General features: G+C 65.8%; 23 protein-coding genes and 3 pseudogenes. 8 read left to right on the top strand and 18 right to left on the bottom strand.

The annotated features are described in order from the left end of the window. Positions 1–6: 6 nt before the first annotated feature. The 6 genes from pcaD to OG225_RS07900 form a co-directional block, all read right to left on the bottom strand. Entirely contained in the window at positions 7–783 is a 777-nt protein-coding gene (gene pcaD / locus OG225_RS07925; protein ID WP_405183215.1) for a 3-oxoadipate enol-lactonase, read from the bottom strand. Further along, a complete protein-coding gene (locus OG225_RS07920) occupies positions 780–1,151 on the bottom strand; it encodes a hypothetical protein (RefSeq protein WP_405183533.1) in 372 nt (123 codons plus the stop codon). Before OG225_RS07920 ends, pcaD begins: the two co-directional genes overlap by 4 nt. Then, the gene (locus OG225_RS07915) at positions 1,115–2,326 is read right to left on the bottom strand and encodes a cytochrome P450 (RefSeq protein ID WP_405181070.1); all 1,212 of its coding nucleotides are present in this window, start codon (positions 2,324–2,326) and stop codon (positions 1,115–1,117) included. The genes OG225_RS07920 and OG225_RS07915 overlap by 37 nt, the downstream gene beginning before the upstream one ends. Positions 2,327–2,351: 25 nt before the next feature. Further along, complete coding sequence (locus tag OG225_RS07910; protein WP_405181069.1) at positions 2,352–3,326, bottom strand: PDR/VanB family oxidoreductase; 975 nt, start codon at positions 3,324–3,326, stop codon at positions 2,352–2,354. Between the two features lie 40 nt (positions 3,327–3,366). Further along, the gene (locus OG225_RS07905; protein WP_405181068.1) at positions 3,367–4,599 is read right to left on the bottom strand and encodes an FAD-dependent oxidoreductase; all 1,233 of its coding nucleotides are present in this window, start codon (positions 4,597–4,599) and stop codon (positions 3,367–3,369) included. A 95-nt stretch (positions 4,600–4,694) separates the two neighbouring features. Further along, complete coding sequence (locus OG225_RS07900; RefSeq protein ID WP_405181067.1) at positions 4,695–4,979, bottom strand: putative quinol monooxygenase; 285 nt, start codon at positions 4,977–4,979, stop codon at positions 4,695–4,697. Between the two features lie 177 nt (positions 4,980–5,156). Between OG225_RS07900 and OG225_RS07895 the strand changes: the two genes are divergently transcribed. Beyond that, positions 5,157–5,852: a TetR/AcrR family transcriptional regulator gene (locus OG225_RS07895; RefSeq protein WP_405181066.1), complete on the top strand. Its 696-nt coding sequence runs from the start codon at positions 5,157–5,159 to the stop codon at positions 5,850–5,852. A 35-nt stretch (positions 5,853–5,887) separates the two neighbouring features. Here the strand turns inward: OG225_RS07895 and OG225_RS07890 are convergent, their stop codons facing one another. The 8 genes and pseudogenes from OG225_RS07890 to OG225_RS07855 all read right to left on the bottom strand — a co-directional run. After that, on the bottom strand, positions 5,888–7,069 hold the full coding sequence (locus OG225_RS07890; RefSeq protein ID WP_405181065.1) for an alpha/beta hydrolase family protein: 1,182 nt from the start codon (positions 7,067–7,069) through the stop codon (positions 5,888–5,890). A 26-nt stretch (positions 7,070–7,095) separates the two neighbouring features. Continuing rightward, complete coding sequence (locus OG225_RS07885) at positions 7,096–7,635, bottom strand: SDR family NAD(P)-dependent oxidoreductase (protein ID WP_405181064.1); 540 nt, start codon at positions 7,633–7,635, stop codon at positions 7,096–7,098. A 44-nt stretch (positions 7,636–7,679) separates the two neighbouring features. Continuing rightward, positions 7,680–8,678 carry a cyclase family protein gene (locus OG225_RS07880; protein ID WP_405181063.1) on the bottom strand — a complete coding sequence of 333 codons (999 nt, stop codon included), beginning with the start codon at positions 8,676–8,678 and terminating at the stop codon, positions 7,680–7,682. 14 nt (positions 8,679–8,692) lie between these two features. Then, positions 8,693–9,421 carry an SDR family NAD(P)-dependent oxidoreductase gene (locus OG225_RS07875; protein WP_405181062.1) on the bottom strand — a complete coding sequence of 243 codons (729 nt, stop codon included), beginning with the start codon at positions 9,419–9,421 and terminating at the stop codon, positions 8,693–8,695. Beyond that, positions 9,418–10,407 carry a fumarylacetoacetate hydrolase family protein gene (locus tag OG225_RS07870; protein WP_405181061.1) on the bottom strand — a complete coding sequence of 330 codons (990 nt, stop codon included), beginning with the start codon at positions 10,405–10,407 and terminating at the stop codon, positions 9,418–9,420. The genes OG225_RS07875 and OG225_RS07870 overlap by 4 nt, the downstream gene beginning before the upstream one ends. Positions 10,408–10,437: 30 nt before the next feature. Then, positions 10,438–11,376: a VOC family protein gene (locus OG225_RS07865; protein ID WP_405181060.1), complete on the bottom strand. Its 939-nt coding sequence runs from the start codon at positions 11,374–11,376 to the stop codon at positions 10,438–10,440. A 22-nt stretch (positions 11,377–11,398) separates the two neighbouring features. Then, the gene (locus OG225_RS07860; RefSeq protein WP_405181059.1) at positions 11,399–11,707 is read right to left on the bottom strand and encodes an FAD-dependent monooxygenase; all 309 of its coding nucleotides are present in this window, start codon (positions 11,705–11,707) and stop codon (positions 11,399–11,401) included. Between the two features lie 124 nt (positions 11,708–11,831). Further along, positions 11,832–12,302, bottom strand: a pseudogene (locus tag OG225_RS07855) (FAD-dependent monooxygenase); the annotation flags it as partial. A gap of 146 nt (positions 12,303–12,448) precedes the next feature. Between OG225_RS07855 and OG225_RS07850 the strand changes: the two are divergent. Beyond that, the gene (locus tag OG225_RS07850) at positions 12,449–13,384 is read left to right on the top strand and encodes a LysR family transcriptional regulator (protein WP_405181058.1); all 936 of its coding nucleotides are present in this window, start codon (positions 12,449–12,451) and stop codon (positions 13,382–13,384) included. Positions 13,385–13,491: 107 nt separating this feature from the next. Here OG225_RS07850 and OG225_RS07845 read toward each other — a convergent pair whose 3' ends face one another. After that, positions 13,492–13,614, bottom strand: coding sequence for a LuxR C-terminal-related transcriptional regulator (locus tag OG225_RS07845; protein ID WP_405181057.1), 123 nt, complete (start codon positions 13,612–13,614; stop codon positions 13,492–13,494). On the opposite strand from OG225_RS07845, the pseudogene OG225_RS07840 reads away from it, so the two are divergent. Both OG225_RS07840 and OG225_RS07835 read left to right on the top strand, forming a co-directional pair. Beyond that, positions 13,603–13,704: pseudogene (locus OG225_RS07840) on the top strand (hypothetical protein); the annotation flags it as partial. The gene OG225_RS07845 and the pseudogene OG225_RS07840 sit on opposite strands and share 12 nt — an antisense overlap. Before the next feature lie 104 nt (positions 13,705–13,808). Continuing rightward, a pseudogene (locus tag OG225_RS07835) lies at positions 13,809–13,862 on the top strand (hypothetical protein); the annotation flags it as partial. Positions 13,863–13,960: 98 nt separating this feature from the next. Here OG225_RS07835 and eno read toward each other — a convergent pair. Genes eno through OG225_RS07820 form a run of 3 tightly spaced genes read right to left on the bottom strand, consistent with a single transcriptional unit; the run spans position 13,961 to position 17,255 of the window. Continuing rightward, positions 13,961–15,259, bottom strand: coding sequence for a phosphopyruvate hydratase (eno, locus tag OG225_RS07830; protein WP_405181056.1), 1,299 nt, complete (start codon positions 15,257–15,259; stop codon positions 13,961–13,963). Then, positions 15,256–16,245: a phosphotransferase family protein gene (locus tag OG225_RS07825; protein ID WP_405181055.1), complete on the bottom strand. Its 990-nt coding sequence runs from the start codon at positions 16,243–16,245 to the stop codon at positions 15,256–15,258. Before OG225_RS07825 ends, eno begins: the two co-directional genes overlap by 4 nt. After that, complete coding sequence (locus OG225_RS07820; protein WP_405181054.1) at positions 16,242–17,255, bottom strand: C-terminal binding protein; 1,014 nt, start codon at positions 17,253–17,255, stop codon at positions 16,242–16,244. Before OG225_RS07820 ends, OG225_RS07825 begins: the two co-directional genes overlap by 4 nt. 197 nt (positions 17,256–17,452) lie before the next feature. On the opposite strand from OG225_RS07820, the gene OG225_RS07815 reads away from it, so the two are divergent. The 4 genes from OG225_RS07815 to OG225_RS07800 all read left to right on the top strand — a co-directional run bounded on the left by OG225_RS07815 (position 17,453) and on the right by OG225_RS07800 (position 21,491). Then, entirely contained in the window at positions 17,453–18,388 is a 936-nt protein-coding gene (locus OG225_RS07815; protein WP_405181053.1) for a LysR family transcriptional regulator, read from the top strand. Positions 18,389–18,473: 85 nt separating this feature from the next. After that, positions 18,474–19,451 (top strand): fumarylacetoacetate hydrolase family protein, encoded by a 978-nt coding sequence (locus tag OG225_RS07810; RefSeq protein WP_405181052.1) that lies wholly within the window; start codon positions 18,474–18,476, stop codon positions 19,449–19,451. Next, complete coding sequence (locus OG225_RS07805; protein ID WP_405181051.1) at positions 19,448–20,467, top strand: amidohydrolase family protein; 1,020 nt, start codon at positions 19,448–19,450, stop codon at positions 20,465–20,467. Before OG225_RS07810 ends, OG225_RS07805 begins: the two co-directional genes overlap by 4 nt. A 94-nt stretch (positions 20,468–20,561) precedes the next feature. Then, positions 20,562–21,491 carry a flavin reductase family protein gene (locus OG225_RS07800; protein WP_405181050.1) on the top strand — a complete coding sequence of 310 codons (930 nt, stop codon included), beginning with the start codon at positions 20,562–20,564 and terminating at the stop codon, positions 21,489–21,491. Positions 21,492–21,495: the final 4 nt, after the last annotated feature.

Below are 21,495 nucleotides of genomic sequence, written 5' to 3'. Positions count from 1 at the left end.
CGACTGTCAGCGGTTCGCCGCGAGGTGCCCCAGAATCAAGTCGTTCACCGCCTGCGGCGATTCCGCATTGCTCAAATGCGCGCCAGGAGAAACGCTTTCGATACGTGATGACGGAATCGCAGCCGCGATCGAATGAGCGTGCTCGGATGGCGTGGCCGGATCCTGCTCACCGGCGATGACGAGGGTCGCCGCAGTGATCGAGGACAGGCTGCCCGCTATATCCATTGTTTCGATCGCCTGACAGCACGACGCGTACCCCTCCGGAGGCGTCGCTGCGACCATGGCTTCGTAAAATGGGACGCGGTCGGGATTCGCTACCCGCCACTGTGGCGTGAACCAGCGTTCCACCACCGCTCGCGCAACGGCGCCTGTGCCTTCGACTCGTACCCTCCGCGCCCGCTCCGACCAACCGCTGGCCGGACCGAGGTCGGCCGAGGTGCAGCACAGTGTCAGCGTCCGAAGTCGGTGCCGCGCGTTCTCGCCGAGCCACATGCCGACCATCCCGCCGAGCGACAGACCGACGAAGTGCGCTCGCTGAATTCCGAGCCGATCCAACAGCGCCAGAGCATCTTCACCGAGTTCAGCCAGCATGTACGGACCTCGAGGTACCGGGGATCGACCGTGGCCACGGTGGTCGTAACGCACGACCCGATACCCGGCAGCGACCAGATCGGCGACCTGCGGCTCCCACATGCGCACGTCGCTACCCAACGAACCACTCAAGACCACGGGTTCCCCGTCATCCGGACCGTCCACAACACAGTTCACCGCGATACCGCTCATCGAATCGTTCCTCGCGTTCGCCGTTCTTCCTGTCCGACGAACAATCGTTCGCACGGCAGACGCGGGAGCAATAGGCAGTTCTCGACGGTATCTTCGATTAATTCGATTGTGTACCAATGCTTTTGACGCCAATCGCGAATCAGGTTGTACACCGCCTCTGCGGCGGCCGCGTAGTCGAAGACAACGTCGGCCAGCCAGATCCGCAGGTGCACATCACCTGCGGTGGGGAGCCGATCAACGGTCACAGTGCGGTACATCGAACCATCCTTTCCGATCGGGGCCGGTCGCGACGCAACCGCGAAGGCGACAGCCACCACAGTCGGCCATCGAATCAGCGCGGCCTGATCTCGACGGGAATCGATTCCCACGAGCGAAGGGTGTTGTTGAGGCGCCTCTTCGCGGTGCCCGCGAGCTCGATCGACTCCACGCGAGCCGCCAGTGCCCTCAGCAATGCTTCGGACTCGAGGCGTGCGACGTGTTGGCCGACGCATTGGTGGATACCCATTCCATAGCCGACATGTCCGGAAGGATTCCTGGCCAGATCGAAATCATCCGGATTCTCCCAGCGGCGTGGATCCCGGTTCGCGGCGCCGAGGAACATAAGGATCTTTCGACCCTGCGGAATCGTCGCCCCTCCGACCCGCATATCGCGGGTGGCGGTGCGGAAGAACGTCTGAACCGGCGACTCCCATCGGACTGCCTCGTCGAACGCCGTGCGAGCCAGCGTCTCCGGGGCCGCCCGCAGCCGAGCCCATTGCTCCGGGTACCGAGCGAGTCCGTGGAGAAGCGCGGCAAGACCATTGACAGTGGTGTCGACTCCGGCGGACAGAAGCGAACGAACAACGAGCGGAGCCTGTTCGTAGGTGATATCACCACGGTCGGCGGCAGCCCATATCTGCGCGCCGAAGCCATCGTCGGAGAGCATATTCCTGGCACATTGCGCGTCGACCCAGCCCGCTATCTCGGCGATGCGGGGAGCGCCCTTCTCCACAAGGGAGTTCGCCGGGCCGAATGTGTTGAACAGGTGGTCACCGTAGGGCAACAGCTTGTCCCGTCCTTCGTCCGGAATCCCTACCGCGTCCGGGAATACGCGCAAGGGAAACGCCTCGGCGAGCTCGGTGACGGCGTCGAACTCTGTTCCAGCCTCGAGAACGCTGTCGACGAGGTCCTCGGCGTCGGCCAGCCATGAGACCAGAAGTCTCGAGAGCGCACGAGGTCCGAGGATCTTACTGAGCACCGCGCGGGGGGCGTCGTGATGGGGCGGGTCGGTCTCTAGCAGTAAACTCGGTGGTCGCCAAGGTTTTTCGTAGAGGTAGTTGGTCAATCCCACACCCGCTGCGGATTGGAATCCTTGCCAGTCGGTCAGTGCCGCGTGCACCTGTTCGTACCTGCCCATGGCGAAGACGTCGTAACGGTCGAGGTATACCACGGGCCCGACGTCGCGCAGCTCCGATTGGAACGGCAGCGGGTTATCGAGGATATCCGGACCGAACGGGTCGGCGTTGCTGACGGGTACATCGGTGCTGGAGACGAATGTCGTCATCGTATTGCCTTCGCGGGGGGTCATATCAGAGATCGAGTACGAGTGTGTCCGAGCACGACCGGGACACGCAGATGAACATGCAGTCACCGGCCGAGCGCTCGTCGTCGTCGAGGAGGGAGTCGCGATGGTCCGGGGTACCGGCCAATACTGTCGTCTCGCAGGTGCCGCAGGTGCCCTCACGGCACGAGGACAGCACGTTCACACCCGCACGTTGTACGGCATCGAGAACACTCACCTCCGGATCGACCCTCACCCTCAATCCGCTCCGGGCGAGCTCGACTTCGAAAGCCTCGTCGCGCACCGGCGCGGCGCGCTCCTCGGGCACGAAGCGTTCCGTGCGAAGTTTTCCGACAGGCCATTGCGCACAACGTGATTCGACGGCAGCCAGCAGCGAGCCCGGACCGCACGCATAGACCCTCGCGGCGGTGGTCGCCGCCGCGTCGAGCCACGTCGGCAGATCCAGGAGACCACATTCGTCCATCGGTGCGACGACCACCCGGTCGCCGTACGGGGCGAGCTCATCGAGGAACGCCATCGAACCACGAGTGCGGCCGCCGTAGAGGAGCTGCCACTCGATACCCATCGATTCGGCCTGGGCGAGCATCGGGATCATCGGGGTGATCCCGATGCCTCCAGCGATGAACAGATACTTCGACGCGGGCACCAGAGCGAAGTTGTTTCGCGGGCCACCCACTCCCACCACATCACCGACCGTCAGCGTGTCGTGCACGAAGGCCGAACCACCTCGCCCTGAAGGCTCACGAAGCACGCCGACCCGGTAGCTGTACGGATCCCAACGATCCCCGCACAGCGAATACTGCCGCGTGATGCCTGTCGTCAACATCAGATCGATGTGCGCGCCCGGCGACCAATCGGGAAGCCGACGACCGTCCGGATGGCGCAGCGTCAACGCGACGACACCGTCGGAGACGAACTCCTTGGCCGTGATCCGCAGCGTGGACTCGGCAGTCACTCGCACCGCAGGTGCTTGATCTGACATCTGAAGCTCCTTGATCTGGTCGTCGCAACGGAACGTGCCGTCAGCCGACGACCGAGCGGAAGTCGAGTTCGGTTCGATCGATGATCTCGATCTGCTTGAGGATCTCCACGGGGCTGGACTCGCCGACTACCTTCTGCAGGAATGGCGTTCGGTCCAGGATCAGATCCCGCACCGGCCGCAGCGGACGCGGTGCGTGATGGAACATCTGGCCGAGGGTGTAGGCCTGTTGCACCTGACGCGCGGTGTGGGGTTTGCGAGGAGTCTCGAACGCATCCAGCGCCTGGCGAACAGCCCGGTAGTCCGAGAGATCGACCCCGGCGAGGCGGCGGCCGAGGAAATAGCCGTCCTCGGTGGCCATGCCGGCTCCGTAGGCCGCGTACGGAGAAGTCGGATGCGCCGCGTCTCCGACCAGGGTGGCGCGCCCCTTGGACCATTGTGCGAGCGGTTTACGATCTCGAATGACCCAACGCTGCACATCGGAGGGTTTGGTCGCCGCGATCAACTGCGGAAGCGGGAAGGCGAATTCGGAACCCAATGTCGTCGCCCTGGTGTGCAAATCCCCGACGAACTCCTCTTTGCCGTCGTGCGCCTCGAGCACCCACCACTGATAGCCGTTTCGACCCTTGTTCCGGATCGCTGTCCACGATCCCTGTACCGCACGGCTGTGCGAGACGATGCAGAGACCGGGCTGAGCGTCGATGTCATCAGCGAAGGTGAAGCCGCCGAAGACGTGCAGATTGTGTTCACGTTTGGGCGACTCACCCCACAACGTGCGACGCACGAGCGAATCGATGCCGTCCGCGCCGATCACCACATCGGCTTCCTCCACGGAGCCGTCTGCCAAATGCAAGCGGACACCCGCCTCGTCCTGCTCGAGGCTCGCCACCCCTCGATCGACCTGAAGCACCCCGGGCGGTAGCGCCGCGAGGAGCCGTTCGTACAACTCGGGCCGGAGGAGTCCGATGAAGCCACCGCCGTATTCGCGGATGACGTCCTCCGACAGATCGATCTTCACCCGGCGCCGTCCGACGGCGTTGCGGAACTCGGAATAGCACGGCGCGCCGAGGTCATCGATATCGACGCCGAGCAGCCCGAGTGCCTTGATGGGCGGCGGCCACAGGTTGAGAATATTGCCCGCGGCGCGTGCCCGTTTGTAGCGCTCGAGCAGGACGACATCGTGACCGGCCTGATGCACGGAGAGGGCAGTGGCCATGCCCGCCGGGCCCGCACCGACTACTGCGACCCGGCCCCGCGTCGCGCCAGATTTGCTCATGGGAAACCAAGACTTTCGTGGAGAGTGGATTGGACGGTATCCGTGGGCGACCGGCCGGACGCCCACGGATCAGTGGAATCGGCCGGGCGCGACATTCAAGACACTTCATGCACTGTCAGCACCGGTTCGTCCGCGACGAGATCCGGTGCGACAGCAAGGAACTGCCGAGTGTGCTCATGTGCCATGTGGGCGTCGAGCGCACTGCGGTCGCGCCATATCTCGACGCTGACGATCGTGCGGTCGTCGTTCAGGTCCGCGTAGAAGCCATACGATTCGCAACCGTCGTCACCGAGGGATGCGGCGGCGACAGCCTTGGCGGCGACGACGAGCTGGTCGCGCCGCCCCGGCGCGGCTTGCGCACGACCGATCACGATGAGCATGCGAGTCCTCCTAGGATGCGGACCCTTCGGTCCTGGTGGGCGAGGTGCGCCACAGCCGGCCACGAAGAAAGCTAGAATCGTAGTTATCACTACGGTTTATCGATCATGTGCTTCACGTCACGATTTGTCAAGACCCTCCTGACGAGATGAGCGGACCGAAGAAGGAAGAATGTTGTCGTGACGACATCTCCCTCAGACGCGGTCTCGCCCGATAGCGATCTGGCCATCCGATTGCCCAAACAACAGAGGAGCCGAGAGTCGTGGGCGCGAATCCTGGACGCGGGGGTCGCCGTCATAGAAGAAGGCGGCTATGACGCGTTCACGATCGCGGCCGTATGCGAGCGTGCCGACGTTGCCCCCCGCGCCATCTACGAGCGGGTCAACACCAAGGAAGGGTTGTTCCTCGCGGTCTACGAACACGGCCTGAGCGGCCTCCTCCGCAGCCAGGACACTCTGTTGAGCGTCGAACGCTGGCAGGAATGCGACACCGAGCAACTGATCCACGGGACTGTCGCCGCGATTGCACAGATGTTCACATCCCACGCCGCGTTCCTGCGCTCGGTGATTCTCATAGGAGGCGTGCACCCCGAGATCTATCGACGCGGCAGTATCAATACCCGAGCGTTGGGAGAGGCCGTCACCGCGGTGCTGATCCAAGCACGCGACGACATCGCGCACCCCGATCCGGAGGCGGCGATACGGATGTCGTTCGACATGATCTTCTCGTCTCTGGTGATGCGTACAACCTATGGCCGGGCCTTCCTCGGCCCACCCATAGATGACGACACCTACGTCCGACGACTGTCGCAGATGATCAGGAGTTACCTCCTGTATCCGGTCGACGGACCCGCCCGGTCCCGAGCGCGACGGTAGCGCCCCCGTGCCCGCGGTGACCGGCCCGAATCCGGTCAGCGCGCGAGGACAGCGCGCGGCGAGCAGACGGGAAGTTCGGCGAAGGTGTCGCTGATCCAATCTGCGATGAAGGTACTGACCACGGGCAGATTGTCGAGACCGATGTGTTCGGCGCCGCCCTCGCGGGCGGTGAAGACCCGCAGTCGGCGTTTCGGGCTGGCGATGGCCTGTTCGTAGGAGCGACGGGCATATTCCAGCGGAATCTGACGGTCGTTCTCCCCGTGTGCGATGAGAAATGGGACGGTGATCTGCTCGACGATTCCGTCGAGGGTGACACCGTCGGCATGCGCGAGGAAGGTGTCGAGATCCGTTTCTCCCCACACCCACATGACGTGGTTCCAGTAGTGCGGCACCGGGCGTTCGCCCTCGCGCTCGACGCGGCGGCGCTGCACCTTGCCCCAGTCGTGGTTGGCGCCCCACGCCACGCACAACGCGAGCCGTTTCTCGAAGGCCGCCGCGCGTGGCACGTAGTAGCCGCCCAGCGACCAGCCGACCAAGCCGAGACGATCGACGGCGATGCCCGCGACTGTCTCGAGGTGGTCCACGCAGGCCGCCGCCCATTCCTCGGTGTCGATCTGCGCGGTCAACCCCTGCAGCCGCAGAGCCTCCCCGCTGCCCGGGCAGTCGACCATCAAGGTGGCGATGCCGCGGTGGGCCAGCTTCTTCGCGAACCCGGACAGGTACATGTGTTCCTTGGTGCTGTCCAGCCCGTTCCACATGATCATGCACGGCACCGGTCCGTCGATGTCGGGACGGGTGAAGTAGGCGGGCAGGGTGGTATCGCGGAACGGGATCGCGACTCTGCTGGTCTGCGGATCGACGAGATCGAAGCAGCGCTGCACCAGATCGAGCACGCGACGATAGATCGCGTTGCGGTCCGGGGTGTGGGGGCTCTGCATCCGCTCGGCGTGGATGAGATAGTTCGCGGCGCGGGCGTAGGCGTGGCCGGCGGAGTCGGTGTGTCCGGCGTCGCGGTCGGTGTCGGCGGCGATGACGAGGGCGTCGACGACGGCGGTCCACGAGGCCAGGAATTCGTCGGTGCCCGCGTCCTCGCCACGGTTCGCGGCCTCGCGGATCGGTCGGCAGGCCCGATCCACCTCATCGATGTAGCCGCCACTGTTCAGTGCCGCGACGACACTGAGGTTCCAGACGTAGTTACCGGGGAAATATTCGAACACGGAAATCGTCCTTTATTCGTCGTGATTCAACAGGAGGGGAGAACGGCCGACCAGCCACCGTCGACCACCAGATTCGCGCCGGTGATGTAGCCGGCTTCGTCGGATGCGAGGAAGACCGCGCAGTTGACGACATCGGCGGGAATACCCAAGCGCCCCAGCGGAATCGCCGAGGCGATCTCGCGCATCGGATGATCGGCGGCAAGGAGCGTGGCCTCCGATTGCGACGTGCGGATCATGCCGGGGCTGATGCAGTTCGCACGAATGTATCGCCAATCCCCGGGGGTGATATCGGGGATCGGCGCGAACGTGGCAAGCCCCGCGTTGGCGTACAGGACATCGATGCGTCCGTGCGCGGCACCGATGCCGTCGATCCATTCGCGCACCGCCGCATCATCGGTGAGGTCGAGCGGGCGGGAGCTGCGCATCGTCGCGCCCGTCGCCGCGACCAGGTCCACAGTGGCCGCGGCCGCCTCGGCGTCGAGATCGCAGCCGTGTACGAGCGCGCCTTCGGTGGCGAAGCGCAGTGCCGCTTCCCTCCCCTGGCCGCTTCCGGTGCCGGTGATCACCGCGACCTTCCCGGCAAGGCGGCCTGCGCTCCGCGATGCCGGGCTCACTTGACCGCGATCGGGTTGACCGGCGCGCCGACCGCCCCGGTGACAGGCAGAGGCGCGGCGGTAAGGAAGAACTCGTAGACGCCGTCGACGGCACAGTGCTCGGCCAGCGCGTCCAGATCCCACATTTCTCCGACGAACAGGCCCATGTTGGGTATCACCACCTGATGCAGTGGCTGGAAGGCGTTGTCGAATTCGTTGGGGCGTACCTCGAAACCCCACGTATCGGTGGCGATGGCGGCGATCTCGCTGCGGTGCAGCCAATCCGCGGTGGTGAACGACAAACCGGGCGCGGGGCCGCCCGCGTAGTCGTTCCATCCTTCGCGTCGGGTGCGCGCGAGTTGTCCGGTGCGCACGCAGACGATGTCGCCGCGCCCGACGGTGGCGGTCGCGCCTTGCGCCCGAATCGTTTCCTCGAGATGGTCGGCGGTGATGGCGAACCCGTCCGGCAATTCCGCGTCCACGCCGATAGCGCGTCCGACATCGAGTAGGACCCCGCGGCCGACGATCCGATCGGCGACGGTTTCGATGCCGGTCACCGCGTCACCGGCCGAAGTCACCACTTCCCCGGCGCGGCGACCGTTCCAGGCGCGGCCGTGGTCGAAGATATGGCCCAGCCCGTCCCACTGGGTGGAGCACTGTAGCGGCATGGCGACCACATCGTCCGCTCCACCGATACCGTGCGGGAAACCCTGGATGCCGGCCTCGGCATCGGTGCCGGTGTCCAGCATCGTGTGGACAGGATTGGTGCGCCGACGCCAGCCCTTCTGCGGGCCGTCCATGTCGAAGCGCTGCGACAGGCTGAAACTGCGACCCTGTCGGATCAGCGCGCCGGCGCGGACCCGCGCGGCGTCGTCGAGAAAGTTCAGCGTGCCGTACACATCGTCGTCGCCCCAACGTCCCCAGTTCGAGCAGCGACGAGCCGCCTCGGCGATCGCCCCCTCCGGATCGGCGCGGTCCAATTCATCTGTTGCCCTGAGCTTTTCGGTGTCGGCCATATCGGTCCTCGGTTTCATGTCGGGGTGGGCGCTGTCCGCAGCGCATCGGAGATCGATTTGACACCGCCGTGGGAGGTCGCCCCGCCGTCCACGGTGAGTTCGCTGCCGGTGATGTAGCCGGAATCAGCGCCGAGCAGGAACCGCACGGTCGCCGCGACCTCTTCGGCGGCACCGGCACGGCCGAGCGCGGTCTCGCCGATCGATGCCGATCGGAACGCGGCGGGAGCTCCCGCGGTCATCGGGGTGTCGATGAAGCCGGGGTGCACGATGTTCACTCGAATTCCCTGTTCTCCCAGCGCCAATGCCGCGGTGTGGGTGAGTCCCCGCACCGCCCACTTGCTGGCGGTGTAGGCCACCGGGTAGTGGCCGGTGAGCGCGGCGATCGAACCGATGTTCACGATCGAGGAGCCCGGCCGCATCCGTGGGGCGAGGGCCTGGATGGCGAGTAGGGGTGCGAGCACGTTCACCGCGTAGGTGTCGGTCATATCCGCGACCGTCACCTCGGGCAGCCGCGCGCGTCGGGTCACACCCGCGCAGTTGACCAGGCCGTGTACTGGACTCGGTAGGGACGCGGCCAATCGCTTCCAATTCTCGCCTTCGGTGACATCGAAGGTCTGCACGCCGGGTCCGGCGGCGTGATCGAGCGCGACGACGTGGTAGTCGGCGGTGAGTCGCGCCACGATCGCGGCGCCGATTCCACCCGCCGCGCCGGTCACAACAACTGTCGGAGGTAGGCCGGTCATCGAGTCGCCGCAGTCTCGGCACGGTGCCGGGCGCGATCCCGACGCCGAGCACCGGGCAGGGCCAATGCCTGCGGCGCGGGTGCGCCCACCGTGTTGGTGAGGGTGCCGATACCGTCGACGGTCAGGCTCACCGTGTCACCCGCACGTAGCGGCGGCGGATCCAGGCGGCCTCGACGACCCCAGAGTTCGGCCAGGCAACCACCGTTGCCCACAGTGCCTGATCCGAGCACATCGCCCGGCGCGATCACGGTGTCGCGGGAGGCGTAGGCCAGTATCGCCGGGAAGGTCCACCCCATGTTGGAGAGCACGTCGCGGCCCACCTCGACACCGTTGACATGTGCGGTGCACAGCAGTGGCAGGAACCCGTCGGAATCCAGTCGCGGCGCCAACTCGTCGGCGGTCACCAGCACCGGGCCCAGCGTGTTGGCGAAGTCCTTGCCCTTGGCCGGGCCCAGGCCCACCTGCATCTCGACGCGTTGCAGGTCGCGAGCCGACCAATCGTTGAGAATCGTGTACCCGAACAGGTGTTCGGCGGCCTGCTCGACGCTCAGGTCACGACCGGCCGCTCCCACCACCGCCGCGACCTCGAGTTCGAAATCCAGTTCCCGACATCCTTGCGGTGCCGACACCACCGCGCCCGGCCCGTTCACGGCGTAAGGGTTGGTGAAGTAGAAATGCGGTGCGACGTACCAGGATTCGGGAACGCCACCGCGATCCTGCACGGCCGCGCGTACGCCCTCGACGTGTTCTTCGAAGGTGACGAAGTCCCGGATCGTCGGCGGACGAAGCGGAGCCTCGAAAACGACCCGATCGGTCGGTAGCGGTGATGCATCGGCAAGGACACGGTGTCCGGCTTCGAGCGCCGCCTCGAGCCCGCTGCGGACCAGATCCAGCACCGTTGTGCCGTCCGGGAACAGGTGTACACGGTCATCGGCGACGACGGCGGCACGGGCCGATCCACCGAAACGGATGGTGGCGAATCGCATTGCGAGCCTTTCTGATAGGACGGTCGGAACTCACACCGGCGGTGCGACGAACAGTCCCTTGTCGGGATCGTTGAACGACTTCGCCGCGACGAATTCGTCCATCGCGTTGGCGGTGCCCCATTGGTCGGCGACCTCCGGTCGGGTGAAGTCGTAGATGTGCGGATGCCAGCTGTCCTCGTCGACCACTTCGAGTGCGGTGGTGTATTCCATCGTGTTGCCGTTGGGGTCGAGGAAGTAGGAGAAGGTGTTGTCGCCCGCCTTGTGCCTGCCGGGACCCCAGATCTTCTCCACCCCGGTCCGCAACATCCGGCCTGTACCGCGCATGTATTCATCGATGCCGCGCAGTTCGAAGGAGGCGTGGTGCAGTGCGGGATGCGGGCCTCGCGCGACGGCCATGGAGTGGTGCCAGTCGTTGGTGCGCAGGAACCACATCATGTTCCCCATGCGGGGATGCATCAGGATGTCGGAGGTCCGGAAGCCGAAATACTTCTCGTAGAAGGCGACGGTGGACTCCGGATCGGCAGAGTTGACGACCACGTGGGACAGCTTCACCGGAATCGACTCGCCTTCTTCGATCTTTCGGTGCGAGCGCGCCTCGACCTCGGTGGAGATCTCGATCGTGCGGCCATCGTTGTCGAAGAATCGGAAGCCATACCCGCCACCCGGCGTGTGCAGCCGGTCGGGCTCACCGATCAACCGTGCTCCCCCGCGCCCGAGCTTCTCGGCGAGGGCGTCGACCGCGGCGGGATCAGCGGCGCCGAACGCGACCAGATCCAGGCGCTTGTCGCTACTGCGGCGGATGCGGACGACGTACTGCTCCGGCGAACCCTCGGCCGCCAGGTACGTGACGTCGCCGTCGGTCGCGGCGACCGACAGGCCCCACCGGTGGGTGTAGAAGTCGAGCTGTTTGTCGAAGTCGGGCACCGCCAGCGCGACGTGCCGAAGGTGGGTCAGGGCATATCCGGTCATGGGAACTCCACTGCTGGAAGGGTCAGGTCGGGTTGGTGACGAGGGCGGCGATGCGGCCCATCAAACCTGGGACGTCGGCGTCGGGATCGTGGTCGAGCATCCAGCGCCCCAGTTGCACCGACGCCTCCACGACGGCCTTCGCGCGTGGGAGCCTGCGTTCGGTGAACCGCTGCCACAACTGTTCATCGACCGGTTCGGTGGTGAGCAGTTCGCTGAGCACCGCGGCGTCCTCCAGCGCTTGGGCCCCGCCCTGGGCGAGGGTGGGCGGGCACACGTGCGCCGCGTCGCCGATCAGCACGACGCGGCCCCGGTTCCACGGCCCGTCGATCACGTGCTGTTCGAACCAGGTGTAATTGATCGCGTCGGGGTCGGTCAGCCGCGACCGGCCGCGGTTCGCTGTCGAAGCCGAGTGCCCGGCGCGTGGCCGACCGGAGGCCATCGGCGCCGATCACCACGTCGTAGCGCGTTCGAGAACCGTCACCGAAAGTGACTTCGACCTCGTCGGTGCCGTCGCCCAGACTGTCGACCTGTGTCCCGAAGCGAAGATTCGCACCCGCGGTCTCCGCCGCGTCGTGCAGTATGGCCGTGAGTACCGGGCGTTGCATGCCCACCGCGGCGGGCAGATCGGGGCCGCCGGTGCGGTTGTCGGGTATTTCCGCGAGAAGTGTCCCGGCCTCGTCGGTGGCGCGAATGCCGATGGTGTCGAAACCCCAGCTGCGCGCGGCCGCTCGTTCCCAGACTCCGAGGTCACGAAGTACACGAAGAGCGTTGCCTTGCAATGTGATACCGGAACCGACCGTGTGACCACGGCCGTTGGTCTCGACGAGATCCACCCGCACGCCCGCACGAGCCAGGAAGATCGCGGCAGCCGAACCGGCGAGACCGCCACCGATGACAAGGACGGACCGAACAGAGAGAGGGTGCATCGAATCACTTCCCTGAGCAAGCCCGCGGCGCGGGCGACTGGTGACCTACTCCACTCTGGGACCTGCGCCACTATCAGGGAAGTCGAATTCGGGTATGCCGGGTATAAGCTCCATTTATGGCTCAAGGTTCGAGTGACGGTGCCGAGGTGAGGCGTGGACCGTCCGACCGCGCGCTGGCAAACCTCGATCTGAACCTCTTGGTCACGCTGGACGCGGTGGTCCACCATCAGAGCGTCACCCGCGCGGCCGAACACCTCGGGGTCACACAGCCCGCGGTCTCGGCGGCCCTCGCCAGGCTACGACGACACTTCGACGACGAGATACTGCATCGTGTCGGCAACCGGTATCAACTCACCCCGTTCGGTGTCGACCTTCGCCAACGCGCCAGGATCGCGTTGACCGGTGTCGAAAGAGTCTTCGCGGCCCGGGGCACCTTCGAAGCTACCGACACCGCCCGCGAGTACTCGATCGTCACCAGCGACTACACCACCGCACTGCTGGGACGACCACTCACCGAACTGCTCGGCATTCGGGCCCCGCACGCCCGGTTGCGCTGGCTACCGTCGATTCCCGACCTGGTCGCGCGCGCCGAGCACACGCTCACCGCCCACGATGTGCTGCTCGTCCCCCACGGATTCGTCACCGATCTGCCGAACGAGACGATCTTCCACGACGACTGGGTCGTGGTCACCGATCGCGAACACGCCCCGCACGAACTCACCATCGACGACCTTCGTGACCGGCCGTGGGTCCTGGTCTACCACAGCCAAACCGCGTCGACACCGGCCGCGCGGCGACTGCGAATGCTCGGCATCGAACCGCACGGGCAAGTGATCACCGAAAGCTTCCTGACCGTTCCCAGCCTCGTGACAGGCAGTAGCCGGATAGCACTCATCCCCCGGCGCATGCTCGACATCCCGGGCATGCACGAGGGACTCCACGCCTACCCCTGCCCCGTCGATCTCGGACAACTGACCCAGGCGATGTGGTGGCATCCACTGTTCACCGACGAGCCCGAGCACCGTTTCCTGCGCACATTGATCCGGCACGTCGCACGACAGCTACCCGCGCCCCACGGGTAGCGTCCGGCACCGACCGCCGCTCAGCAACCCGGTCGGTCCCGATGTCACCCACAGGTCGAGGCGCTCGGTGGGCACGCCGTCGCGTGATCATCCACGTCAGCCGAACGTCACAGATGCCGCGGTGGAAAACCCGATGTCAACGGCACCCTCGCTTCGAGCAGCCATGCGGCGGCCTCGGCTCGGGAGCCCACCCCGAGCTTGCGGAAGATATTCGAGATGTGGAATTTCACCGTGTTCTCACTGACAACAAGGCGTGGACCTCCCGCGCCTTCGACATCCAGACCAAAGACCTCGGCGACAATTCCCAACCGACACAACAGTTCTACGGAATCCACGCCGCCAACGCCGGACGCGTCACCATCTTCGCCGGCGGCGTACCCTCACCCGCGACGGAGTCGTCGTCGGCGGCCTCGGCGTCAGCGGCGGCTCCGGTGAGCAGGACCAGACCGTGGCCGAAGCGGGACTCGCAGCACTCTAGGCGCAGACGATCGGGCCATCGCCGTTCCGAAATATGTCGCACTCACCGTCCGGCGAACAGCCGCACCATGGTCGGCACGGGGTCGGCCGAGCCAGGCTCTACCCGATACCGCTGAAAGCCAAAGCTGCCGCGCCGAGGTACTCGGCCCCGGCGCCCAGCTCGGCCTCGATCCGCAGTATCCGGTTCCACTTGGCCGTGCGTTCGGAGCGGGTCGTCGAGCCGACCTTGATCTGCCCGGTGCGCCAACCGATGGCCAGGTCGGCCAGCCAGCTGTCCTCGCTCTCCCCGGACCGAGCCGACAGCACGGTGGCATAGCCGGCGGCGTGTGCCTGACGAACGACGCCACGGGCGTCATCGAGGGTGCCGGTCTGGTTCGGCTTGACCAGAACCGCGTTGGCGACGCCTTCGGTGATGCCGCGGCGCAGGCGTCGCTGGTCGGTGACGAACAGATCGTCACCGAGAAGTTGCCTGCCGGAGAGATGCTCGGTCGCGTGGCGCCATCCGTCCCAGTCATCCTCGGCGAGTGCGTCTTCCACAGAGACGATCGGATAGTGCGCACACCAGCCTACGAGTTCCGCGACCAGTTCGACCGAGTCCAGTTCGCGCTGCTCGGCGGCCAGTCGGTAGCGGCCGTCGGACTGGTGGAACTGTGTCGCTGCGACGTCGATGGCGATTCCGATATCGTCGCCCGGGCGCAGTCCAGCACGGACGATGCCCTCGATCAGCACATCCAATGCCGCACGGTTGCTCGGCAGCCGAGGACCGAGCCCGCCCTCGTCCGCGACCAGGGCCACGTTGTGCCCGCGATCGGCGAGAACATCGGCGGTCCCCGCCCGCACGCGCGCAGACCACTCCACGGCCTCGGCAAACGATGTCGCGCCCAGCGGGACGGCGAGAAAGTCCTGCACGTCGATCGAGCGTCCGGCATGGGCGCCACCGGAGATGACATTGATCATCGGCAACGGTAGCAGGGGCGCGGCGCCCGGCTCTGCTACCGCTCGATACAGCGGAAGCCTCCTGGCGTCCGCGGCGGCCAGCGCATTCGCCACCGAAACAGCGAGAACAGCGTTCGCGCCCAGCCTTCCGAGGTCCACCGAACCGTCGGCGGCGCGCAGAGCGGCGTCGACGGCTGGTTGGTCGACGGCGTCGAGCCCACGAACGGCATCGCCGATCTCGCCCATCACGTTCGCGACCGCACCGCGAACACCGTTGCCGCCGTACCGCACTCCCCCATCACGGAGTTCGCGTGCTTCGTGGCGCCCCGTCGAAGCGCCCGAGGGCACCGTCGCCTCCCCCTTTGCGCCTCCCGACAGCCGCACCTCGCACCCCACCGTGGGCTTTCCTCGCGAATCCAATGCCTCCCAGGCGAAGAGGCCGGTGATGGTGGTATCGGTCATGAAGAGAGCTCCCAGATATCGGTGACGGTTACGGGTGGATTCATCAGGAGGCGGCGCGCCCATGTCCTGGCACGGTCGCGGGCGGCGTCGTCGAGGTAGTCCACAGGACTCTTGCCATCGACCCTTGCCAGCAGCAGGCAGCCGGTTTGACGGATGAGCTGTTCCGGATCGAGGTCGATCGCGGCATCGTGTGTTCGAGTGAGCGCATCCAGAAAAACTCGAGCCGCGGCCGCGTATCCCGGTGCCACCACGGGGCGATGCAGAGTCTTGAGCAGCAGGTGCCCGAGAATCCAGGCCGGGTCGAAGGTCGGATCTCCGAGATGGGCGACTTCCCAGTCGATGACCCACAGGTCAGCCCCGTCCGGGTCTACCAGCACGTTCTTGGGGGTGTAGTCCCCGTGCACAAGACATACCGCCGCCTGATCCATCGCCGAGACGGTCCGGTCGATCGGGACCGCGAGATCGGGATGGCGATCGCGAACAGCACGGTGAAACGGGTCGAGGCGCAGTTGCACGAACGCGGTGCGATCGGCGAAATCGGCGGCGACGACGGCGTTCCCGGCCGTCTCCCGCTGCCAGATCCCCAGAGCGCGACCCAGTTGCTCGGCGATGTGCTGGTGTACGACACCATCGAGCAGCATTTCTTTCCACATGCGCCAGCGGTGCGGGGCCCGCTCGATCACCAGGTACCCGTCGTCGAGATCGAGAACCCGTGGCACCCGATCCGCGATCACACTCCCGGCGACTCGCAATGCCCGGCCTTCGGTATCGAGCCGGGCCGGATCGGCGAGCCAGGTTTGCTCGACCCGCAGTCGGTCGAGAGCGCGTTTGACCACGAAATCGCACCGTTGCCCCCGCACTGCGACGACATCGTTGGAGACGCCCCCGGTCAGTGGACTGATGTCGATTTCGTCATCGGCGTCGATCAGTCCGCGTTCGAGCAGATGGACTGTCAGCGCCCGGCTGTCGGTGGCAGCCGCGGTCACGACCGCGGCTCCAGGTCCGCGCGCAGCGCAGAGCTGGACAGAACATCGGGATTCACGACATCCCCCGGCAGGCGTCCGCGCAGCACATCGGCGACATTGGTGGCGGCGCGACGAGCCAGTTCAGCAAGCGAGCCGTCCGAGGAGAACGCGATGTGCGGGGTCAGCACGACATCGTCGCGCGTACGCAACGGGTGGTGGGGCGGAAGTGGTTCCGGGTCGGTGACATCCAATCCCGCTCCGGCGATCTCTCCGGCAACCAGTGCGTCGACCAGAGCGCCGGTATCGACCAGCGGTCCCCGCGCGGTGTTGAGCAGTACCGCGGTGGACTTCATCGCGCTCAGCTCGGGAGCGCCGATGAGATGGTGCGTGTCGGCGGTGAGGGGAACGTGCAGCGAGACGATGTCGGCCACAGCGAGCAATTCGGCGAGCGACCCGGCCACACGCACACCGACGGGCACGGCGCCGGATCGGGACAGGGCCACAACATCCATCCCGAGCGCTCGAGCTCGCGGTACCAGGGCCCGCCCAATCACGCCGAGGCCGACCAGGCCGAATACCTTGCCGCGCAATCGCATCGGTGTGCCGACCGATTTGCCGTCCCAGTCTCCCGCGGCGAGTTGCCGTGTCAGTGGAACCAGCTTGCGCGCCAGAGCGAGAACCTGTAACAGCGTGTGGTCGGCGACTTCCTCCGCGCAGTAGTCCGGCACGTTGCTGACCAGAATGCCGAGCCGGGTCGCGTGCGCGACGTCGATGTTGTCCACGCCTACGCCGTAGCGTGCCACGGTGCGACAGCGCGGTGCCGCGTCGAGTACTTCGGCGGGCACCTTCGCGAAGCAAGTGAGGATGGCGTCGACGTCCTCGGCGAGCCGAACGAGCTCATCGGTATCGCCGCGCTCGGCGACGATCACGTCCGCGTCGACACCGGAGAGCACATCGGTTTCGATCGCGAGATCCGGCCAGGTGTAGTCGGTGACCAGTACTCGGGCGCGTTGCCCCGGAGCAGACCCCATAGCGACCTCCTTGTCATCTCGCGTTCCGATGCTAGGGAGACCCCGATCACCGCGGAAATACACAGCGCGGTTGCCAGGCATAAATGCAGCGCATACCCGCTCTCGGCACGGCGGTAAGCCTCCGACTGTCGGGTACTGTGACGGCTCACACAGATGCGTGACGGCGACACAGCCGTCGGAGTGGTTGGTGGTGACTGATGAAGCTCGGACAAGTCGACCTGAATCTTCTCGTTGTTCTCGACGCGCTGCTGCGCGAGCAGAATGTCACCCGTGCCGCCGAACGGCTACACATGACCCAGCCCGCCACCAGCACCGCTTTGTCACGGCTACGCAAGGTTCTCGGCGACCCGCTGCTGATCAAGCAGGGCAGACACATGCGGCTGACGCCCCGCGCGGAGTCGCTGATCGAACCGGTGCGCGATGTCCTCGCCACCATCGAGCAGACGATCGTGCGTCCGACAGAATTCGACCCGGCATCTAACCGTCGCGTGTTCACTCTGTGCGCGAGCGACTACATCGGCGTCGTACTGATCCGGCCGCTACTGGGCAGGATCGCGAGCCTGGCGCCCGACATCAGATTGAATTTGACGTCGATACACGAGAGATACCTCAACGCCCTGCGCCGCGACGAAGTGGACCTCGCGATCCTGCCCGATCGGTTGACCGGGATAGATCGCCTCATCGAATGTTCCAGTACCCCGGTGCTGTCGGACAGATTCGTCGGAGCCGTGTGGGCCGAGCATCCACGCGCCGGTGAGCGACTGACGGCAGAGCTGCTGTCGGAATATCCGTATCTGGCCTATGAACCACCCGCCGGGTACAGCGTCATCGAGGAGGATCTCGAGCAGGCAGGCATCCCACGACGGGTCGAGGCCACCGTCACCAACTTCACACTCCTCCCATTCATGCTCGCCCGAACCCAACTGGTCACCGTCGTGCCCGAACGGCTCGGCCGTCGCGTCGCGGCCGCCGCCGAAATCACGCTGCTGGAACCGGACATCGAATTCCGGCCGCTGCGCCAATCCGCCTACTGGCACTCACGTCACGACGCCGATCCCGGACATCGCTGGCTGCGCGAACAACTCCTCTCCACCGCCCACAGCGAAGCCCTCGATCCCGCATCGACCAACTGACTCGTATACCTCGTATTCAGAGAGACTATTTCCGGGCCTGTGCCTCAGGTCACTAGCGTCGATCTCAGAGCGAGAGGAGCGCCCAGTGACGCGTTGGGTAGAGGGTTACGCCCTCGGCACGTTCACCGACGGGATCGACCAGTTCGCTGGGCTGATCACCGGAGACCGAGTGCTGCGTTTCGAGCCCGACCGGTTGGTCAAGGGCCCCGTAACGGTGCGAAGCCTATTGGAGAACTGGGAATTCGTCCGGTCACGATTGCCCGACCTGGTCGAATCCGCTCTCGGCGCCGACGGAATTCCTCTGTCGGAGCTCCGCGTACAGGCTCCTCTCGAGCCGCGTCAGATCTTTCAGGCAGGCGCGAACTACCGCACCCATGTCGCCGAGATCATGATTTCGGGACGCGCGGCCGACGACGAGCGCTCACCGGACGAGCTGCGCCGCGCCGCCGAGGAAATGATGGACGAGCGAGCGCGCATCGGCAGCCCGTTCTTTTTCGCCGGCCTGCCCGCGGCCATCTGCGGCCCCGACGACGATGTACTCCTGCCGCCCGAATCCGCTCAGGTCGACTGGGAAGTGGAGCTGACGATCGTCGTCGGCGCGACCGCGCGCCGAGTGACACGCGAGCGGGCACTGGACTACGTCGCGGGCTACACGGTGTGCAACGACATCAGCGCGCGCGACCTCCAATTTCCGATCGAACACCAACCGCTCGGCGGGGACTGGATGCGAGCCAAGAACCGTCCGACCTTCCTTCCCACCGGACCTTTCGTCGTACCCGCCGAACTCGTCGGCGACTATCGCGATCTGGAATTGACTCTGGATCTCAACGGCGAACGCAAACAACAGGATACGGCCGATCACCTGCTTTTCGACGTCCCCACTCTGGTCGCTGCCGCGTCGGCGGCGACCACCTTGTATCCCGGCGATCTGATACTTACCGGTAGCCCGGCAGGAAACGGGGGACGGTGGCAGCGCTGGTTACGCCCGGGGGACCTCATCGAGGCCTCCATCACCGGGCTGGGCAGCCAACACAACACCTGTGTCACGGAGATCATCCGATGAACCCGACCCTGGACGTCCACGCTCATGTCGTAATTTCCGCCGCGGACGCCGTACTGGCCGACGAGCCCGGGTTCATCCGGCAACGCGCCGAGGATGCTCGCGGAGCGGGGGTCACCTCCGCCGCGGTCAACCGCGAACAGATCGTGGCGCTCACGCCCGCACTCACCGATCCCTTCGCCCGACTGTCGAGAATGGATGCTTCCGGCATCGACATCCAACTCGTCAGCCCGATGCCCATGCACCATTACTGGGCGGACCGAGCCGTCGCGGACCGTTTCGGTCAACTCACCAACGAGGGCGTACTCGCCCATTGCGCCGCCGCCCCGGATCGACTGATCGGACTGGGCACCGTACCGCTACAGCACCCCGACCTCGCGGTGGCTTTACTCACCCGAGCCATGGCCAACGGGCTGCGCGGCGTCGAGGTATCGACCGATGTGGCGGGACGGGGATTGGCGGATCCGCTGTTGGAACCGTTCTGGAGCAGGGCTGAGCAACTCGGCGCCGTCGTCTTCATCCACCCCTGGGGGTGCACCCTGGGTGAACGCCTCGCCACCGCTTACCTTTCCAACATCATCGGACAGCCGATGGAAACCACCATCGCACTCTCGCATCTGATCTTCTCCGGCCTGCTCGACCGCCATCCGGGACTGCGGATCCTCGCCGCCCACGGCGGCGGCTATCTGCCGTACTATCTCGGACGCGGTGACCATGCCTGGCAGGCACGCCCCGACTCGCATACCTGCTGCGATGAACCAAGCTCCTACCTACCCCGACTGTGGTTCGATTCGCTGGTCTACACACCGGACGGGCTGCGCGCCCTGGTATCGGCGGTCGGCGCCGAACGTGTCCTGATCGGCACCGACTATCCCTTCGATATGGGCGTCGAAGACCCACTCGAACGTCTCGCCGCGGCCGCGTTGGATGCCACGTCCGAGGCAGCGATCCGCAGCGGAAACGGAACCGCGCTACTCGGGCCACTCCCCGCTCCCGCACATCTCGAGGTCACCGCGTGACATCCGCCCCGGCCGATGCGACGACAGCTGTGAACCCGGTTCCCGCAGCCGGAACCGGCGTGGCCATCCGCGGTCACTACCCCGCTGACCCGTGATGCTCGACCTGGTAGTGCTGGCCAAGCGCAAAGTCGCCGATCGAATGGTCGAACTCGTCCTCTGCTCGCCAGACGGCACCGACCTACCCGCGTGGCCACTGGGTGCACATATCGACCTCGTGTTACCGCAGAGCCGGATCCGTCCCTATTCGCTGTGCGGTGACCCCGCCGATCGAACTCGGTGGCGCGTACTGGTGCGACATGAGCACTTCCGTCAGAACAGCACCGAAGCCAGCGCCTCGCGATACATTCACGACCATCTCGCCCCCGGCGATCGGATCGGTTGCCGAGGACCTCACGACCGGTTCCGGCTCGTCGGCGCGAGCAGTTTCGCCTTCCTCGCCAGCGGCGCCGGGATCGCCCCGCTACTACCCATGGCACGAGCGATCGCCGCTGCGCGCATCTACCCGTGGTCACTCGTGTACATGTCGCGTGATGACGAAGAAGGCCCGTTGCGCCGGGAAGTGTCATCTCTCGGCCCGCGTGCGACAGTCGTGTCGGAGTACGACCTCGATCGCACCTTCGCCGCAGCCGCCCCGAGCGCGGCCGTATACGTCTGTGGCGGGAGCAATCTGGTCGACCGAGCCGAAGTCGCCGCAGCACAGCATCCGAGGGTGAGTCTGCACCGACAACGGTTCGACGCACCATCGCGTACCGGCGGCGCGTCATGCGACGTCCTGCTCGCTCGGCGCGGCGAGCGAATTCACGTACCCGCTGAAACCTCGCTGCTCACCGCCCTTCGCGCCAACGGAATCGATGTGCCATTCTCCTGCGGCGCCGGCATCTGTGGCGCCTGCGTCGTAGCGGTGCTCAGCGGCCGAGTCGAGCACCGCGACTCCATCCTGACGCGCGCAGAACGCGACGCCGGCTCACAGGTCGTCACCTGTGTATCCAGGGCCGCCGACCATCACCTGACCTTGGACCTTTGACGAA

Origin of the sequence: Nocardia sp. NBC_01377 (genome assembly GCF_045040005.1) — a bacterium.
GTDB lineage: Bacteria > Actinomycetota > Actinomycetes > Mycobacteriales > Mycobacteriaceae > Nocardia > Nocardia noduli.
The sequence above is the reverse complement of the archived record's forward strand: the minus strand, read 5'-3'. Positions and strand labels throughout refer to the sequence as shown.

Bases quoted from the DNA above. Each gene is read 5' to 3' on its own strand.
- pcaD (WP_405183215.1), bottom strand. From the start codon at position 783: ATGAGCGGTATCGCGGTGAACTGTGTTGTGGACGGTCCGGATGACGGG.
- OG225_RS07915 (WP_405181070.1), bottom strand. From the start codon at position 2,326: ATGACGACATTCGTCTCCAGCACCGATGTACCCGTCAGCAACGCCGAC.
- OG225_RS07910 (WP_405181069.1), bottom strand. From the start codon at position 3,326: ATGTCAGATCAAGCACCTGCGGTGCGAGTGACTGCCGAGTCCACGCTG.
- OG225_RS07905 (WP_405181068.1), bottom strand. From the start codon at position 4,599: ATGAGCAAATCTGGCGCGACGCGGGGCCGGGTCGCAGTAGTCGGTGCG.
- OG225_RS07900 (WP_405181067.1), bottom strand. From the start codon at position 4,979: ATGCTCATCGTGATCGGTCGTGCGCAAGCCGCGCCGGGGCGGCGCGAC.
- OG225_RS07880 (WP_405181063.1), bottom strand. From the start codon at position 8,678: ATGGCCGACACCGAAAAGCTCAGGGCAACAGATGAATTGGACCGCGCC.
- OG225_RS07875 (WP_405181062.1), bottom strand. From the start codon at position 9,421: ATGACCGGCCTACCTCCGACAGTTGTTGTGACCGGCGCGGCGGGTGGA.
- OG225_RS07870 (WP_405181061.1), bottom strand. From the start codon at position 10,407: ATGCGATTCGCCACCATCCGTTTCGGTGGATCGGCCCGTGCCGCCGTC.
- OG225_RS07865 (WP_405181060.1), bottom strand. From the start codon at position 11,376: ATGACCGGATATGCCCTGACCCACCTTCGGCACGTCGCGCTGGCGGTG.
- eno (WP_405181056.1), bottom strand. From the start codon at position 15,259: ATGACCGATACCACCATCACCGGCCTCTTCGCCTGGGAGGCATTGGAT.
- OG225_RS07820 (WP_405181054.1), bottom strand. From the start codon at position 17,255: ATGGGGTCTGCTCCGGGGCAACGCGCCCGAGTACTGGTCACCGACTAC.
- OG225_RS07815 (WP_405181053.1), top strand. From the start codon at position 17,453: ATGAAGCTCGGACAAGTCGACCTGAATCTTCTCGTTGTTCTCGACGCG.
- OG225_RS07805 (WP_405181051.1), top strand. From the start codon at position 19,448: ATGAACCCGACCCTGGACGTCCACGCTCATGTCGTAATTTCCGCCGCG.
- OG225_RS07800 (WP_405181050.1), top strand. From the start codon at position 20,562: ATGCTCGACCTGGTAGTGCTGGCCAAGCGCAAAGTCGCCGATCGAATG.